Origin of the sequence: Paenibacillus sp. LjRoot56 (assembly GCF_964253335.1) — a bacterium.
GTDB classification, from domain to species: Bacteria; Bacillota; Bacilli; order Paenibacillales; family NBRC-103111; genus Paenibacillus_E; species Paenibacillus_E allorhizoplanae.
Genome location: NZ_CAXURV020000001.1, coordinates 518,802 through 535,178 on the forward strand (window position 1 = coordinate 518,802; position 16,377 = coordinate 535,178).

At 44.7% G+C, this 16,377-nt stretch carries 12 protein-coding genes; 6 read left to right on the plus strand and 6 right to left on the minus strand.

Annotated elements, in window-relative coordinates; all coding sequences use genetic code 11:
- Positions 1–5: 5 nt before the first annotated feature.
- The 6 genes from ACSQ8O_RS02345 to ACSQ8O_RS02370 form a co-directional block, all read right to left on the minus strand.
- On the minus strand, positions 6–653 hold the full coding sequence (locus ACSQ8O_RS02345; RefSeq protein WP_436240312.1) for a bifunctional 4-hydroxy-2-oxoglutarate aldolase/2-dehydro-3-deoxy-phosphogluconate aldolase: 648 nt from the start codon (positions 651–653) through the stop codon (positions 6–8).
- A 24-nt stretch (positions 654–677) separates the two neighbouring features.
- Positions 678–2,294 (minus strand): response regulator transcription factor, encoded by a 1,617-nt coding sequence (locus ACSQ8O_RS02350; RefSeq protein WP_436240313.1) that lies wholly within the window; start codon positions 2,292–2,294, stop codon positions 678–680.
- On the minus strand, positions 2,291–4,048 hold the full coding sequence (locus ACSQ8O_RS02355; RefSeq protein ID WP_436240314.1) for a sensor histidine kinase: 1,758 nt from the start codon (positions 4,046–4,048) through the stop codon (positions 2,291–2,293). The genes ACSQ8O_RS02350 and ACSQ8O_RS02355 overlap by 4 nt, the downstream gene beginning before the upstream one ends.
- A 108-nt stretch (positions 4,049–4,156) precedes the next feature.
- Positions 4,157–4,972, minus strand: a complete 816-nt coding sequence (locus ACSQ8O_RS02360) for a carbohydrate ABC transporter permease (RefSeq protein ID WP_056622278.1) — start codon at positions 4,970–4,972, stop codon at positions 4,157–4,159.
- Positions 4,969–5,931, minus strand: coding sequence for a carbohydrate ABC transporter permease (locus tag ACSQ8O_RS02365; protein WP_436240315.1), 963 nt, complete (start codon positions 5,929–5,931; stop codon positions 4,969–4,971). Before ACSQ8O_RS02365 ends, ACSQ8O_RS02360 begins: the two co-directional genes overlap by 4 nt.
- Positions 5,932–5,942: 11 nt before the next feature.
- A complete protein-coding gene (locus tag ACSQ8O_RS02370; RefSeq protein ID WP_436240316.1) occupies positions 5,943–7,289 on the minus strand; it encodes an ABC transporter substrate-binding protein in 1,347 nt (448 codons plus the stop codon).
- 262 nt (positions 7,290–7,551) lie between these two features.
- Between ACSQ8O_RS02370 and ACSQ8O_RS02375 the strand changes: the two genes are divergently transcribed.
- The 6 genes from ACSQ8O_RS02375 (at position 7,552) to ACSQ8O_RS02400 (ending at position 16,241) form a co-directional block, all read left to right on the plus strand.
- Complete coding sequence (locus tag ACSQ8O_RS02375) at positions 7,552–8,496, plus strand: ABC transporter permease (RefSeq protein WP_436240317.1); 945 nt, start codon at positions 7,552–7,554, stop codon at positions 8,494–8,496.
- Positions 8,490–9,347, plus strand: a complete 858-nt coding sequence (locus ACSQ8O_RS02380; RefSeq protein WP_436240318.1) for a carbohydrate ABC transporter permease — start codon at positions 8,490–8,492, stop codon at positions 9,345–9,347. The genes ACSQ8O_RS02375 and ACSQ8O_RS02380 overlap by 7 nt, the downstream gene beginning before the upstream one ends.
- Before the next feature lie 74 nt (positions 9,348–9,421).
- On the plus strand, positions 9,422–11,014 hold the full coding sequence (locus ACSQ8O_RS02385) for an extracellular solute-binding protein (RefSeq protein ID WP_436240319.1): 1,593 nt from the start codon (positions 9,422–9,424) through the stop codon (positions 11,012–11,014).
- Positions 11,015–11,039: 25 nt separating this feature from the next.
- Complete coding sequence (locus tag ACSQ8O_RS02390; protein WP_436240320.1) at positions 11,040–13,361, plus strand: helix-turn-helix domain-containing protein; 2,322 nt, start codon at positions 11,040–11,042, stop codon at positions 13,359–13,361.
- A gap of 76 nt (positions 13,362–13,437) precedes the next feature.
- The gene (locus tag ACSQ8O_RS02395; protein WP_436240321.1) at positions 13,438–14,505 is read left to right on the plus strand and encodes a glycoside hydrolase family 88/105 protein; all 1,068 of its coding nucleotides are present in this window, start codon (positions 13,438–13,440) and stop codon (positions 14,503–14,505) included.
- Between the two features lie 47 nt (positions 14,506–14,552).
- Complete coding sequence (locus tag ACSQ8O_RS02400) at positions 14,553–16,241, plus strand: hypothetical protein (RefSeq protein ID WP_436240322.1); 1,689 nt, start codon at positions 14,553–14,555, stop codon at positions 16,239–16,241.
- Positions 16,242–16,377: the final 136 nt, after the last annotated feature.

Below are 16,377 nucleotides of genomic sequence, written 5' to 3' on the forward strand. Positions count from 1 at the left end.
GTACCTTAGAATGTTTGAAAGTTCACTGCACGTACGGCTGCCATGAGCTGCTCGGCGTAGTTAGTAATCGCACTGTAATTACCTTGTTGAATTTCGTTAAGCGCTACCAAATTTCCTCCTATACCTACGGAGGAGGCGCCAGCTTGCAGATAAGAAGGCGCATTTTCTTTCGTTATTCCTCCGACTGCGAGGATATTGAGTTCATTTAGAGGGCCTTTGAGCTCTTTCAAATACGAAGGACCTAGGCTTGAGCAAGGAAAAAGCTTAACGATCGGAGCGCCGTAATTCATGGCCTGCACGATTTCGGTTGGTGTCATGGCACCCGGCATCGGAGTTACTTGATGCGCTAGTGCCGTCTCGATCATGCCTTGATCCACATTCGGGGATATAAGGAACTCTGCGCCGGCTTGTATGGCTTCTATGGCTTTACTCGCATTAAGGACTGTCCCAGCTCCAATGATCATGCGGCCATCATACTTTTCACGCATATGATCTATGATTTGGAGCGCATCCGGTGTATTCAAAGTTACTTCTGCAAGCTGAATACCTCCTGCAGCAAGTGCCTCGAATAGAGGGGGCGCCTGCGTGAGATCAATTCCCCGAATGATGGCAATAACTTTGGACTGATGTAACGTGTTTAAGACGTTGAGCATAGCGCTGCTCATCCTCCCTTCTGGTTAAGAAAATTGATCGCGATACTCCTGAGGGGTCATCCCGTAATGCTTTTTGAAAGCATGATTAAAGGAGTGCGGACGTTGGTATCCGAGCTGCGTAGCAATTTCGTAAATTTTATCGTGACCGTTTTTTAACAGATAGGAAGCTTTATCCATACGTACCCGATTGACGTAGTCGCTTAGATTATCGCCAGTTTCCAATTTGTAAATTTTAGACACATAAACAGGGTGCAGATACACGTGATCCGCAATTGATTGCAAGGAGACATCGCTGGCCAGATGCAGATCAATAAAAGAGCGGATGTCATTAATTAGGGTGACCCGGCTATCTTTTCTCTCCTGATCCATATCCTCCATCATCCGATGTAAGGAGCGAATGGACCATTCACGTAATTGGTTCACGCTGCGGAAGGGAATGCCTTCCGTCATTTTCTCGTAATCCCCGCCAATGAGCTGATGCAAGGGTCTGCCGTTTTTATGAGCAATGTAAGCGAAAGCGGATGCAACCGAGAAGTAAACCTCCAACAGGTGCTCTTGGGACTCCGAGAACTTGGCTTCCATTTCGTCGAAAATCAATGAAAGCTTTTCTTCGGTATCTTCCCACCTTGCTGCCTCCAAGAGATGATTGAGTGTAGGAGGTTCATATAGTTTCTGCAAAGCGGAAAGCTCGGTTTGGGCGGAGTCTTCACCGAGCACCATTAATAATTCATGTTCGCTCCCAATCCGCTTACGAAAGGCACTCAGAGAGGAGTTATATAAGGTTGTGATATCACCAGGAAACTCCCCCCAACTGCTGAGTAGAATGGAGATTTTGCCCTTTAAATAATTGTTCACGGCGGATTGGAGGACAGCAGCTGTTCGTTCAAGCCAAGCAGGGTCTTCCTTCTCGGTAGTAACCGGCTTCCGTTTCATGATGAAAACCAAATAATCATGTGCGTCTTTCGTAGACCAGCTATCGAATTTCTCGGCAAATAATTCCTCAACCATATTACTGATGGCATATTCCATTAAGGATAGACGCCCCATATCATATTCAAGGAAGTCAGATTCAAGTCGAATCATCATACATACACAAGTCTGTTCATGAAAATCAGGGAGTTCCAGCATATGCATTTTCTCTTGGAGCGATTGCTCAGAAAGTTTGCGTCCCTGAAGGAGATCATTCAGCAAGTTTCCTCTCAGTAGAGGCAGGTTTTCTTTGAAGGTGTAAGTAAGCCGCTGGGTGGAGATGACTTCTTGCCATTCCTTCTGAAGCTTATCCATGACTCGACCAACCGTAGCCAGCAAATCCTTCTCTGTAACGGGTTTTAATAAATAATCCTCCGTACCTTGAAGGATGGCTTCTTTGGCATAGTTGAAATCAGAGTAACCCGATAAGAGAATACACTTCGTTTTCTGCCATCTGTCCTTGATTTCAGCAATCAGCTCCAAGCCAGTAATCCCCGGCATTTGAATGTCTGTAATGACGATATCAATGGAGAATTGCTCAAGCAGCTCTAACGCTTCTTTACCCGAATAAGCCTTGAAAATTTGTTCGATGCCCAGCGACGCCCAGTCAATCGTGGCGTGCAGCCGATCTACAACGTGCGCTTCATCATCAACAATGAGAAGTTGAATCATGGTCTTCTCTCCTGAGCAGCTGGAAGAGTTTCCTGCTGCTTCTCACGCTTCCAAGTCAACACAGCCTTCATGCCCCCATCTTCTCCTAATTGAAAAGTCAGCCCCGATCCTTCTCCGAATTGATAAAATAGCCGATGATGAATATTCCATGTACCACAGCCAATGTCATCGGACATTGGTTGCTCCAGCTGTTTCGATAGTTGAGTGAATTGCTCTTGATTCAGACCAGGGCCGTTGTCCTCGACAATCACTCGGTTCCAGTCCCCATCTTGCTCGCCTTTGATGGTGATGCGGTCACTTTCCATACTGCGTTCAATGCCATGAATAATGGCGTTCTCCACCAAAGGTTGGAGAATTAGCCTAGGAACCGATTCGTTCAACATGTCATCCGGAATACGAATGTCATACACTAACCGATGAATACGCAGTTGCTGAATGTTTAAATAGTGAATAACGAAATTCACTTCTTCCTGCAGCCGAACGACTTGTTTCTCGACTCTTGTTGTATACCGATAAAACTCGGCTAAATTTTGTGACATAGCCACAACGGACTCCTTATCATCCATCTCAGCTGAATTGATAATGAAGAATAACGAATTGTACAGAAAGTGCGGATGGATCTGTGACTGCAGCTGCTTCAAAGTGGCTTCGCGCGAGCGTATTTTCTCCGCATAAACATCTTCAACCAGCACTTGAATTTGCGTTGCCATTTCATTAAATCGTTGAATGAGGAAATCAAATTCATTCTTGGCTTTGTAGTCAATGCGTGCCGACAGGTCGCCTCTTTTCACCTTCTGCACACTTTGAATCATCTTGCCGATAGGTATTTGAACATTCCGATACAAGATAAAAGAAGCTAATACACTCAACATGAGCAAAAGTCCGATCGATATGTAAAACAATTTGCGGGTCATGGTAATGGGAGAGAGTATTTTCTGAACGGGCACATAGTCTACCAAATACCAATTTAATTGCGTTGATTTCACATAGCTGACCAAATACTGCTGCTTGTCGATTTTTATTTGCATTTGGCCGGAGAGCGGTAGTGTAGATCCCGTTAGTTGCTCTCTGATAGAGGTCGTAATGGACGAATCGGAAGAGCTGTTGAGAATCAAGGATTGCGCATCATCCACCAAAAACGGATCGCTTCGTTTATCTTTCTTATACACATCCAACAGCTGAACCATATTCTGTACACTAAATCTCACTTGATAAAGCACATTCGTTTGATCCACAATCTGCGCACGAATGGGCTCGCTAACTTCCCTAATGAACGATCCGATACCTTTGTCACCTTCACGTACTTCATAGGTCCAAGTTCTCTGAATCGGCCTATGCCAAGGCCATGCGTCGGTACCATTGACGAAGATGCTGGAGGATAGCACTTGCTTTCCTTTGGGAATAGCTATCGTGAGTTCATTTACCCATCCACTGGAGACACTTTGCAGGCTAAGCTTTTGGATGATGCGCGATTGTTCCTTCAGCATGTCATAATCCGGTGAATCGTTCTTATCGATGTACTCTCTCACATAGGGGTCACTTCCCAAAATCACGGGAGACATCGCTAATCGCTCCACATCTGCATCCAGCTGGTGCATAAAAAAAGACAGTTGGTTCAAATTGGACGATTGAATCTGATCTTGAACGACGTTGTTTGTAATTCGATTCGTATAACTGTAGAGCAGGACAATGGGAATCAGTAGCAAAACCAACAGAATTAAAATTTTGCTGAAAATATTCAATTTATAGGGCATACGAAATCACCTTCCACGTATCTGCTAAGCTAACCAACTTCAAATTTAATATACGAGAGATGCTGTCCAAAAGAAAGGCGGCATCTCCCGTATTCACAATTCTGGTTGTTAACCTTTAACAGCACCGGCGGAAAGTCCGCTTACTACATAACGTTGAGATACTAAAGCGATGATGAGAACCGGCAGTGTAATGATGCAGGCGGCTGCCATCAATGCCCCCCAGTTGATTTCGGAATAGGACATAAAGTTAAATACAGCGATCGGGAGCGTCTTCGTTTTGTCTCCAGCCAGAATTACGGAGAACATGAAATTGTTCCACGAGAAGATGAAAGAGAGAAGAGATGCCGTAATAACGCCAGGTCCCGAGATGGGCAAAATAATGCGTAAGAAAACTTGGTGGTGCGTACAGCCGTCGATGAGACCGGACTCTTCGATTTCGGTAGGCAGAGCCTCGAAGAAAGAGATCATAATCCAGATAATAAAAGGCAGTCCAACAAGCATATGGCTTAAAATAAGTGCTGTATACGTGTCCACCAAGTGGATTTTGGAGAACAGGATGAACCAAGGAATTAGAAAGGTAATTCCTGGGATAATTCTCGCGACTAAGATGAGAAGCCCTAGCTTATGAAGGTGATGACGAGCAATCGCATAGGCCGCTGGGAGTCCTAGAATAAGTGACAACAGTGTCGAACCAGCGGCGACGAGGAAGCTATTCCAAATGAATCTAATGAAATCATATTCTTTAAACACACTGACATAGTTATGAAACGTCGGTTTGAAAATAAACATTTGCCCTGTCGATAAGATCTGTGATTGTGTCTTAAACGATGCGAGGAGCATCCATACGAAAGGAAATGCAAACACAATGACAACTAGGAAGGTAAGCAGCGTTTGTGCAATTCTCGGACCCTTCTTTTTTTTCATGATGTCGCTCCCTCCATTCGTTTACGCATCCAAATCATAAATAACGTCAGTCCCATCACTAGTGCGAAGAAAATAACGAGTAGTGATGAAGCCATCCCAAGCTTAAAGTATTGGAAGCCGAGCACATATCCGTATAGATTCAAAGTCTCTGAAGCGAAGTTCGGCCCGCCTTGCGTCGTTGCGTAGATGATATCGAATGTCTTCAAGACGTCAATCAATCGCAGCATAGCGGCCACAATAATGGTCGGTCTTAATAATGGAAGTGTAATGGAAACAAACTTTCTCCATGTACTTGCGCCGTCTACATCCGCAGCTTCATAAGGATCTGTTGGGAGTGTAGCTAACCCTGCCATAATAATGAGTGCAATCATAGGCGTCCATTCCCACACATCGACGATAACAAGCGAAGGGATAACCTGATTAGGTGAAGCTAACCAGAGGAGTGGCTCTAGACCAAACGTTTTGAGCAGCATGTTGGCTACTCCGATGGTAGGTTCGTAGATCAGCATCCAGACTAAGCCCATGGCAACCGGTGTTGCTACCATTGGCAGTAGAAAGATTGTTTTTACGATATTCTTCCCGCGGAACTCTCTGGAAAGAAGCAGGGCAATGGCGATACCAAGAATCACTTCGAGGGTAAGCGCTGCGAATGTGAAATAAAATGTAGAGCCTGCTGCATGCCAGAAGCGTTCATCTTTGAACAAGGCTATATAATTCGACAAACCAACCCAGAGAGGTGGTGTCGTTGCGGACATGCTCCATTCATAGAAGCTGATCCGAACGGTATAGATGATCGGAAACAGCATCATAAGCAGGACGAAGATGACCGCGGGGAGTGTATAAATCCATTTTAAGTTGCGGTTAAACCAACTGTATTGCACGCTGCATGCACCCTTCCTGATGTCGTTATTTTCTGTATGAAAGATGAAAAGGGTCATCAGATGACCCTTTTCACCCATTGATCATGTAGTTATCTTGTTTTATCTTTATCCATAATGGTTTGCAGTGCTTGGTTGGCTTTGTCTGCCACAGGTTGAAGATTCGTTTCACCTGACATAACCTTCTGAACAATTTCACCAACAGCATCACGAGCTTCGCCTACACTAATTACGGTTGGGCGGTCGTGGTCAATGCCTGTTTTGGCACTTTCTTTGATGATCGGAACGAGCTCAGCAGGGAAGCCTGTTGTACCTTCCGGTTTATCCCAAATCGAAGCGCGGGCACCAGGGTTACCTTTTTGCTGTGTTTTCAACACAATATCTTTACTTGTTGCCCATTGAATGAACGCCCAAGTCGCATCTTTATTGGCGGATTTGCTGTTCATCGCAAGTCCCCAAGATGTAATACTGTAGGGCTTGGAGCCTGCTTTACCCCCAGGGAATACAGCAAACCCAACTTGATCAGAGATTTTCGATTTCGCTGGGTCCGTTGCGTTCTGGTAGAGTGAGTTCGCATCGGTTAAGAAAGCGACCTTACCCTGCGCGAAGATACCGAAAGCTTGCGGCCATGACATATTGAGCACACCTGGAGGCGCATAATCTTTCAACAATGTGCCGTAAGTTGTAAAGGCCTTGAGCGCTTCAGGCGTATTAATGCTAGCTTTTTCGCCTGTTGTGAAGTCTGCTCCTTCCGAATATAGGAAAGAAGAAACTTGTGTAACAAGTGGAGAACGTTGGCCTCTGGCTACGAATCCGTACATCTCATTCTTCGGATCATGCAGCTTTTTAACCGCCGCGGTAAGCTCCTCTAACGTTTTAGGAACAGCAATACCCGCCTTTTGCAGCAAGTCTTTCCGGTAGTACAAAATTTCTTGTTCCGTAATAATCGGGATACCAGCTAATTTGGAATCAACGGTCGTTGAACCGATGGCGGATTTTGAGAAATCATTAAAGTCGTAGTCTTTTGCTTTTTGAGCGTATTCGTCAAGCGGTTGAAGCCAACCATTTTTGTAGAAAAGCTTGCCTTCTTGAAGAGGGCGATACATAAAAACATCAGGTGTTGCAGAACCAGATGTGAATTGCACGGTCAGCTTCTGTGTGAGCTGATCTTCGAAGAAGTTTTCAACATTCACTTTGATACCCGTTTCTTTCTCGAAGTCGGGAAGCAAGGGTTTGATCGCTTCTGCCCAAGGATGATTAGCTGTTACTAAGGAAATTGTTTTTCCTGCGAATGGCTTCGCATTAGCTGTTGCAGCAGCGCTTGGCGCTGTTGTTGCTTGTTCTGTCTTCGTGGATGTATTGCCGCATCCTGCAACTACCGTTGCAGCCATGACGACTGTCGTGCTGACACCAATCCATTGTTTGAATGATTTTTTCATGTAATATATGACCTCCCAAGTACGTTCAAATGGTTGTGTTTACATCTCTAAGAGTACCTGATTCCTCTGTTTGGTTGATATAACTAAGATTCAACATGGATAACTACGACTGAAGGAAATGGGAGTGCTGTAAGTAGTGTTGCCATTTTCTAAAAGTGAAAAAGCATAGCATCACAAAAATAGTGCACGACGTTGTATGGATAAGGAGTAGCATCACAAAAAGAGAAGATTTTCACGGTTAGCCTCCCCTGCTATTCTAAGGGTGCAAACGACAACTGAACAACAGAATGGGGGAATGACGTTGCAGTCCGTATGGAAATATACTTCGCGGAACCGGTTTTTGTATATGCTGCTGGTACCGGTTGTTATGTATTTAATCATTTTTAAATACGCCCCTATGGCAGGGGAAATCATCGCTTTCAAAAACTATCGTCTGGCAGATGGATTATGGGGCAGTCCGTGGGTGGGTTTAGAGCAGTTTGAGAAATTATTCTCAAGCAGGGACTTTTATATCGTGCTGAAAAACACGCTGTTGTTGAACCTATATACACTTCTGTTTGGTTTTCCTGCACCGATTATTTTGGCATTAATGCTTAATGAAGTAAGAGTGGAATGGTACAAACGCACGTTGCAAAACTTATTGTATATTCCGCATTTCATCTCATGGATCGTACTTGGCAGTATCATTTACGCTTTGTTATCGCCATCAACTGGTATTTTGAACTATGTACTGAAAGGCATTGGCATCGAACCGATTTATTTTATGGCGGATAAGGTATGGTGGGTCATTTCCTTTATTGTCTCGAATATTTGGAAAGAGGCTGGATTCGGCACGATTCTTTATTTAGCGGCCATGGCATCGATTGATCCAACCTTATATGAAGCAGCTAAGATGGATGGCGCGGGCAAAATCAGGCAGATTTGGCATGTGACGCTCCCTGGTATTCGCAGTACGATTGCTATATTGCTTATTTTACAAGTTGGGAAGATGATGGATGTCGGGTTTGAACATGTGTATGCACTGAGCAATCCAACGGTCATTAGCGTCTCTGAGGTGATCAGCACCTATGTTTATAAGCATGGCATAGTCAATCTACAATACAGCTATACAACGGCTTTAGGCTTATTCCAATCGGTTCTCGCACTGATCCTCATGGTATCTGTGAATCGGATTATTAAGGCGTTAGGAGAACGTGGATTATGGTAAAAACGTCGCGATGGTTCAATTATGGGTTATTGGCACTCTGTGCTTATCTGACTTTATTTCCTTTTGTTAACATTTTCGCGGTTTCTATGAGCAGCACGCGAGCGATTACCGCAGGTGAAGTCTTCATGTGGCCGATTGAATTTAACCTAGCTACATATAGCAATTTACTGCGAGATGGGCAGATGCTAGTAGCTATGAAAAATACGATTATCATTACCGTTGTAGGTACGGCGCTCAATATGCTATTTACGATAATGGCGGCTTATCCCTTGTCCAAGTCAAGGCTTAAGGGCAGAAATATGATCTTGATGGCGATCCTAGTCACCATGCTATTCAGTGGGGGCATTATCCCTAATTTTCTAGTGGTTAGCAGCTTGGGGCTGGTTAATACGTACTGGTCCTTATGGCTGCCGGCACTGATTAGCGCCTATAACATGTTTGTGATGAAATCATTTCTGGAGGGGATGCCCGAGGAGTTAGAAGAGTCTGCATCGATTGACGGTGCCAGTGAGTTAACGATTCTGATGAAAATCATCCTACCTCTTTCTAAGCCTGTCCTCGCGGCGTTGACACTATTTTATGCCATTGGCTGGTGGAATTCTTACATGAACGTGCTTATCTATATTCGCAGCACGGATAAGATGTCATTAATGGTCAAGCTGTATCAGATGGTTCAATTGGTTAGTCCCGAGATGCTGATGAGTGGAGAAGGCGTGACACAGACGATGGTAACACCAGAAGGGATTCGAGCTGCGGCAGTTATTCTAGCCATCATTCCGATTCTTTGTATCTATCCGTTCCTGCAAAAGCATTTCATTAAAGGTGTGCTGCTAGGTTCAGTCAAGGGGTAACGAAGCGGGGTATATTGAAGCGAACTCGCGAGCGCTTTTTTATAATATAATATAAATATTATGGGAGGTTGTGTATGAAAAGCTTGGGTAATATGAAGGGGAAAATGGTGCTCGTTTTAAGTATGATGACGGTACTGCTTGCTGCGGCCTGTTCGAATGAAAGTAAGGACGGCGTAAAAGGACAGGCAACTGATAAACCTGCCGCTTCTGCGACTGCTAATGCTGTTCAGGATCCTTATAGTAATCTTCCGAAAAAAGTTAGCATTTCGATGTTCGATAGAGGAAAAGTGTCCAGTGATGAGGGCACGTACGAGAAAAATCGCTGGGTGGATTATATTCGTAAGGAATCGGGGATTGATGTATCCATCGTCCCGGTGCCGCGCGCTCAGTCTAAGGATAAGTTGAATGTGCTCATCGCTTCGAATCAGGCTCCTGATCTGATCTGGGAGTTCGACCGCTCTTATATCGGAAAGTTAGTGACACAGGGAGCTCTCCAACCTATTAATGAGTATATCGAGAAATATAGTACTTCTTATAAGAAATACCTGAAAGAAAACCCAGATTTACTCCCTCATATTACGTTCGACGGCAAAATATATGCGGCAGTTACGAAACGGCCAATTACAGCTGTTGCGAATCATGGGATGTGGATTAGACAAGATTGGCTGGATGAATTGAACCTTAAGGCACCTACGACGGTTGATGAATTAATTACGGTGGCGCAAGCTTTTAAGAACAAATATCCAGGAACTACGCCTATCGTAGGGGCAAATGCGAGTGATATCTATGCTGCTTTGTACGGGGCTATGAATTCGCAGTGGTATGTGGAAGATGGCAAGCTGAAATACGGAGCAACATTGGATCGTTTTGCTGATGTCATCAGCCTGGAGAAGAAATTGTTCAGCCTTGGACTCGTAGATCGTGAATACTTCACGGATAATAACAACCAAAGAAGCAACCAGCTATGGACGACGGGCAAGGCAGGTATTATGCTTGGTCAGTGGCTGACTCCGCTCAACGCGGATCTGCTTAAAAATGTTCCTAACGCTAACCCAGTACCACTAGAAGCCGTATCCACGAAATACGGGAAGTATGGTGTATACCAAGAAGCATCACCTTTTATCTACGTGGCCTTTAATAAAAACATGAAAAATCCAAAGGCAGCTATTGAATATCTAGATTGGATGGTCGATAAGGGATGGTATCCTTTATTAAACGGTGAAAAAGGCGTCCACTATGAGGATATTAACGGCGTTGCCAAACGTTTGAATATGGATAAGTACAATAAGGAAGTAGCCTATGCAGCTGAGTATGCTGTATTACGCCAAGAGGTTGTAAAGCCAGAGGATTTAGTTCTTCAGGCGGCTAGTGACCCGCTGTCACAGCGTGTTGCCAAGCTGGATGCGAAGGCTTTGGAGACGGCTCTCAAAGTTAACTTCAGACGTGATATTCCGTATCAACCAAACTTTGACGAGATCAATGTTATCCGTACCTCATTCGACACGTTTATTAAGGAAATCCGTGCTGAAGCAACAACGCAGGGAGAGAAATATAGCGGTGAATGGGCACTTGGCGAAATTCGCAAGGAATGGGCTCGCTTAGGCGGAGCCAAAGCAGAAGAGATCGCTAATAAATGGTACCAGGACAATAAAGCTAGCTTTAAATAACAACTTAGAAGAGGAGGATGGGGCTATGAAGTGGATTCGGAATAAACGGCTTACCAAAGCGGTTGGTATGTTGTCGATTCTTTTGTTCCTGCTGGTCTCATCCTCTATTTTTTCGACCTATATCTTCTTCAATAAGGAATTAAAGCGGCAGTTGACGGATACGAATATGGAATTGCTAAGGCAATTGGATCATAAGCTGGAGCTTTCGATGGAGAACATGGATAAGCTTACGATCCAGATGTTGAATAATAAAGATGTCACGCAGTTCTTCAATTATGAGTTAAATGAGCAGGAGAGTCACAGCAACTCCTTTCGGATATCGAATTATTTCGCCAGTGCGGTGAGCAGCAACGACTATATGTTTTCGATCGATTTATACGCCTACAACAAGCGTCAGCTTGTGTCTGGCACAGTGCTGAACGAACAGGAATTTATGCAGAACTATCAATGGGTTAATGAATTCGAGCGTTACGAAGGATATTCCAAATGGATGCCGACCCGTAGATTAATGCTAGATCAATCGAGTTATCCGATTTATCGAAATGTAGTCACGTTTGTCAGAACCTATCCGCTCATCTCGGATCCCAATGTGAGAAAAGGCGCTATTGCCGTCAATATTAAAGAAGATTTACTGTATGACCTGATTAAGAAAACGTCGACTCAGGATCAGGGCGAGACGTTTGTTATTGATCCTAACGGAGTCGTTGTCTTACATCGCGATAATAAAATTTTGGGTACAAATATTAGCGAGTTGCCGTTTATCCAATCCATTCTGAACGACACCGAGTCAGAAGGACATTTCTCAAGTGATGTAGATCAAACACCATCTTCTTTCTTCTATGTGAATCAGAATTATACGGGCTGGAAGATTGTACGTTATATTCCTGAGGTTCAATTTAATCGGCCGTTGTCGGTTATACGAAATGGATTTTTGGCACTGGCCGTTGTACTGTTCGTTATGTCTATGGTGTTGGTTGCTGTCGTTGGCGGTTGGACATTTAAACCGATTAATAGGTTCATTCAGTCGATGACTGGACGTTTAACGGTTCACCCCAAAGGGCAGCTGGAACATAAATATTCGGATGAATTCCAATATTTCGAATCAACCGTGGAACATATTTTACAAGACAGAGAACAATTGCACAAACAGGTCAACGAGAGCAAGCCATTGATTAAATGGAAACTCTTCACAGAAATTATGTCGAGTCCTCCCCCAAAATGGAGCTCTTTACAGACCTACATGGATAAACTCGGTATCCGTTTGCAAGATGGCCAGTTTGTTGTCATGAGTGTCGAATTTGATAATAAGAACAAAATAGCGACTGCGCGCGATCTACATTTATATGCGTATGCACTATGTAATGTCGCGGAAGAACTAATGAATGCGGAAAGCCAAGGCTTTGCGGTAGAAGTCGAGAACGGCAAATGCGCTGTCATTATGAACTTCGACGATCAGGAAACGGCGGAGTATAACGTCATGCGAGCGGTAGCGGTAGCTGATTTGATGCGAAATTTTGTCCGTGAATACTTCAATCAGACGATTACGGTCGGGATTGGGGATTCCGTAAGCTTTCATGATATCCATCTGTCCTACAAACAATCGGTCGAGGCGCTTCGCTACAAGTTAGTGATGGGTGGAAACGCCATTATTACCCATGAAGAGATTACGAGTGGTCAATCGCCGCAGTTTTACCGCTTTTTTGCGATGACAGATGGGATTGTGGCCTCTGTTAAACTGGTCGACAGCGATAAGATGCAGCAACAGATCAGTAAATGGTTCGAATTGTTCGCAGAGCAAAATGTGCCGCCTGAGATGATCATGCAGCTGATTGTCCAGTGTCTGATGAAGGTGGCGACAGTGGCTGCGGAAATAGGTGTAGATATAGGAGAAATTCTTCCTGGACACGACATGTATGACGTGCTGAATCAATATGAACAGCTAGGGCACCTGCAACAATATACAATGGAAGCCTTGGAACATATCATTGAACGTATTAGGGAAAAACGTAATATCCGAGAAAAAAATGAAGTAATTGATAAAGTGCTGTTGTATATTCAACAGCATTATAAGCGAAATGATATGTCTCTCAACTTATTGGCCAGCGAGTTTCGCTTAAGCGTCTCTCATTTGAGTAAGCTGTTTAAGGAACAGATGGAATGTAATTTTATCGACTATTTAATGGATGTTCGTATGAACAAAGCGAGGGAGCAACTGGTCGAGACGGATGAGATGATTCGCACGATCGCTGAGCAGGTGGGTTATTCGAATGTGAATAGCTTTGTGCGGATATTTAAGAAAATGACTGGATTGACACCAACAGAATATCGGGCCAAACACCAGGAGTGATCCGATGGGATGACAATAACATTCTATCGGCAAGCTCTTAGGGGTTGCCTACGTCAATAAATTGTTAAATTTTAACATGAAAGGAATTAAAAGTATTATGAAGAGCGAGGAAACGTCCGATATGCTTTCGCAGCTTTATTCCTATATGATACAGGATCATCGCGGTGACTGGGGGATGGATATCCACCAATGGGACTGGGTGCCGGGTGTTGGGATCATAGCGATTGCAGATTATGGTAGTAAGCTTAAGCAAGATAGTGTTATCCGTTATGTGTTGGAATGGGTAGAGCTGAACAAGGATAAGTCGGAAGTGAAGAAGACAATTAATTCCATGGCGCCATTTGCTGTGTTCCCTGAATTATATCGAGCGACGCAGCAAAGCTGGTTTTTGGAAAAGTCCCAAGAAATTGTAAATTGGATGATCGATGAAGCACCACGAACACGTGAGGGTGCCTTCGAGCATACCGTTACGGAAAATGTTGAATTCCAAGAGCAAGTATGGGCGGATACGATTTATATGGCGGTACTTTTCCTAGCTCGGTATGCGGGACTAACACAAGATCGAAAGGCAGCTGAGGAAGCTCTTCAACAAACGATGCTGCATCTCCGATTATTGCAGAATCACGATACAGGGCTGCTATTCCACGGATGGAATTGTGAGGCAGGCAATCATATGTCAGCGACACAGTGGAATCGGGCTAATGCTTGGATCACAATTGCTGTACCGGAAATTGTGATGGAAATTAGAGGGATTGTTGAGATACCAGACGAGCTGAATGAACGCTATTCGAAGCTTGCAAGGGGGCTGCGTGAGTGCCAAGCAGAAGATGGCTTATGGCACACCGTTCTCGATCGGCAGGATTTCTACAAAGAAACGTCTGGGAGCGCGGGAATTGCTTGTGGTTTTATTAAAGCGGTCAAAGCCGGCATGCTGGATACCTCTTATTTGGCATTGAGCCGATTAACGCTGGAGAATGTGCTTCCTTTAATTACGCATGAGGGTGAAGTAAAGGGTGTATCTGGCGGAACGGCAGTTAAACCAACAATCGAAGATTACAATCGTATTCGTATCTGTCCGACACTGTATGGGCAAGGCTTAACGATGCAATTGTTTGTAGAGTCGCTTTTGATAGAGGAAGTCTAGTAAGTCTACAAGAGAAGAATACGGTACTCGGAAGGATGATAAACCACATGCAACAACTAGATCACAAGCAAATGTTGCTTAACATCGTGAATGTGAGACATGCTGCGTATAATCCGGAGTTTCGGTTGTTAAGATCGCCCTTCAGCAGCCCTGGCTATCACACCACGATTAAACAAGCCGACTTTATCCATGCAACCCGTGAGTCCATGAGATACGCGCTTGCTTTGTTAGATACCGAATTGTTTGAAAATGAGCAAAGAGCCTTCGACATCATTGAGAAAATTGTTTCCTTACAAGATACTGACCGCAGCCGTAGCACCTTCGGGATCTGGTCTTGGTTCTACGAGGAAAGTCTTGATCAGATGTCTCCGCCGGATTGGAACTGGGCAGATTTCATCGGCAAGCAGCTTGTAATCGCAATATCGCGTCATGGGGATCGATTCCCAGATCAATTGCACGATGCGGTTGTTCAAGCGATATGCAATGCATGTGATGCCATTATTAAGCGAGATGTCGGACCACACTATACGAATATTGCCATCATGGGCGCATTTGTAACACTCATCGCGGGAGAACAGTTCGGACGGAGCGATTATGCCGAATATGGATTGAACCGCTTGGCGAAACTTCATCGATTTACGATGGAGCGGGGAGCTTTCCAAGAATATAACAGCCCGCCCTATACGTACATTGCGATTCTGGAATTATCGAAGATACGTAAGGAAACTACGGGGAAAGAATCGCAGAGATTGAGTGACGAGCTTCTCCATCTGGCATGGCGCTCCGTTGCCGAGCACTTTCATAGCGGCTCCAAACAATGGTCGGGTCCGCACGCCCGTTGTTATCAAACATTGCTCAGTACCGAGAATCAGGCCTTCCTACAATTGGCGACAAAGGGTGAATTGATGTTCTTCCCATGGGAAGAGCTGCCGTACGAGGAGGAATGGTATGAGAGCGGGTTCTACTGTCCAGAGTCATTGATCGCGTCTTTCTCCTCTTCGCAGGAGAAGGAAATAAGGCAGTTGTATGCGGTAAACGCAACTACGCAAAGGGAGAGTTGGGCTACGACGTATATGACGCCGCAATATTCACTCGGCAGTCACAGCCGAGAGGTGATGTGGAATCAGAAACGTCCGCTATTGGCTTACGTGGATAATGGAGGCCAAGCGACGTACGCGCAATTGCGCTGCCTGCATGACGGCTATGATTATTGTTCAGCCGTGTTAAGCGGTAAGCAGGACCGTCAGCATGTGTTATTCGGTGTCGAGTTTATTACCAATGGAGGTGATACGCACCCGAGCTTGGACAAGACGGACGGTGTAATCCAAGCCTCAGACCTTCGCTTGCGAATGGAAATTGGCGGGCGTCTCGATAACGTGGTAGGCGAAGCTAGTGACCATGGTGCCGTTATTTCGATAGGTAAGCTGCAAATGCTGTTACGGACATGGTATGCCGCTTTTACGGAAGAGAGCATTCCTCATGCGCCAATGGGTTGGGAGATTCATGAGAACGGTGGAACGTTCAATGTAGACCTGGTCATTTACTCCGGTGAACGGCGAAGTATCGATTTCCGATTGGTTCAGGAGGCAGCCTTCGTGTTCTCGTTTGTTATGGACAGCGACAAGGAACCTCCCACACCAGAGATCGAGCATAGCGACAATCAGTTAATTGTGAGAACGAGTCATCAGGGTGAAGAAACAGCATTCATTTTACATAAGATTCCTGCGGAAATATAGTCAACGAATGGTTATTATCTAGGGCTGCTCACTAAGCAGCCTTTTAGGGAGGTGATGCGGGAACAGAAATATCTGCAATTGGAAGGACCCAATGACAGGCAGCCAATGCGGAATCTCATCTAGGATGGACATACAA

Coding starts and splice junctions, on each gene's coding strand:
- ACSQ8O_RS02395 (WP_436240321.1), top strand. CDS start 13,438: ATGAAAGGAATTAAAAGTATTATGAAGAGCGAGGAAACGTCCGATATG.
- ACSQ8O_RS02385 (WP_436240319.1), top strand. CDS start 9,422: ATGAAAAGCTTGGGTAATATGAAGGGGAAAATGGTGCTCGTTTTAAGT.
- ACSQ8O_RS02345 (WP_436240312.1), bottom strand. CDS start 653: ATGCTCAACGTCTTAAACACGTTACATCAGTCCAAAGTTATTGCCATC.
- ACSQ8O_RS02350 (WP_436240313.1), bottom strand. CDS start 2,294: ATGATTCAACTTCTCATTGTTGATGATGAAGCGCACGTTGTAGATCGG.
- ACSQ8O_RS02355 (WP_436240314.1), bottom strand. CDS start 4,048: ATGCCCTATAAATTGAATATTTTCAGCAAAATTTTAATTCTGTTGGTT.
- ACSQ8O_RS02365 (WP_436240315.1), bottom strand. CDS start 5,931: ATGGGTGAAAAGGGTCATCTGATGACCCTTTTCATCTTTCATACAGAA.
- ACSQ8O_RS02370 (WP_436240316.1), bottom strand. CDS start 7,289: ATGAAAAAATCATTCAAACAATGGATTGGTGTCAGCACGACAGTCGTC.
- ACSQ8O_RS02390 (WP_436240320.1), top strand. CDS start 11,040: ATGAAGTGGATTCGGAATAAACGGCTTACCAAAGCGGTTGGTATGTTG.
- ACSQ8O_RS02380 (WP_436240318.1), top strand. CDS start 8,490: ATGGTAAAAACGTCGCGATGGTTCAATTATGGGTTATTGGCACTCTGT.
- ACSQ8O_RS02360 (WP_056622278.1), bottom strand. CDS start 4,972: ATGAAAAAAAAGAAGGGTCCGAGAATTGCACAAACGCTGCTTACCTTC.
- ACSQ8O_RS02400 (WP_436240322.1), top strand. CDS start 14,553: ATGCAACAACTAGATCACAAGCAAATGTTGCTTAACATCGTGAATGTG.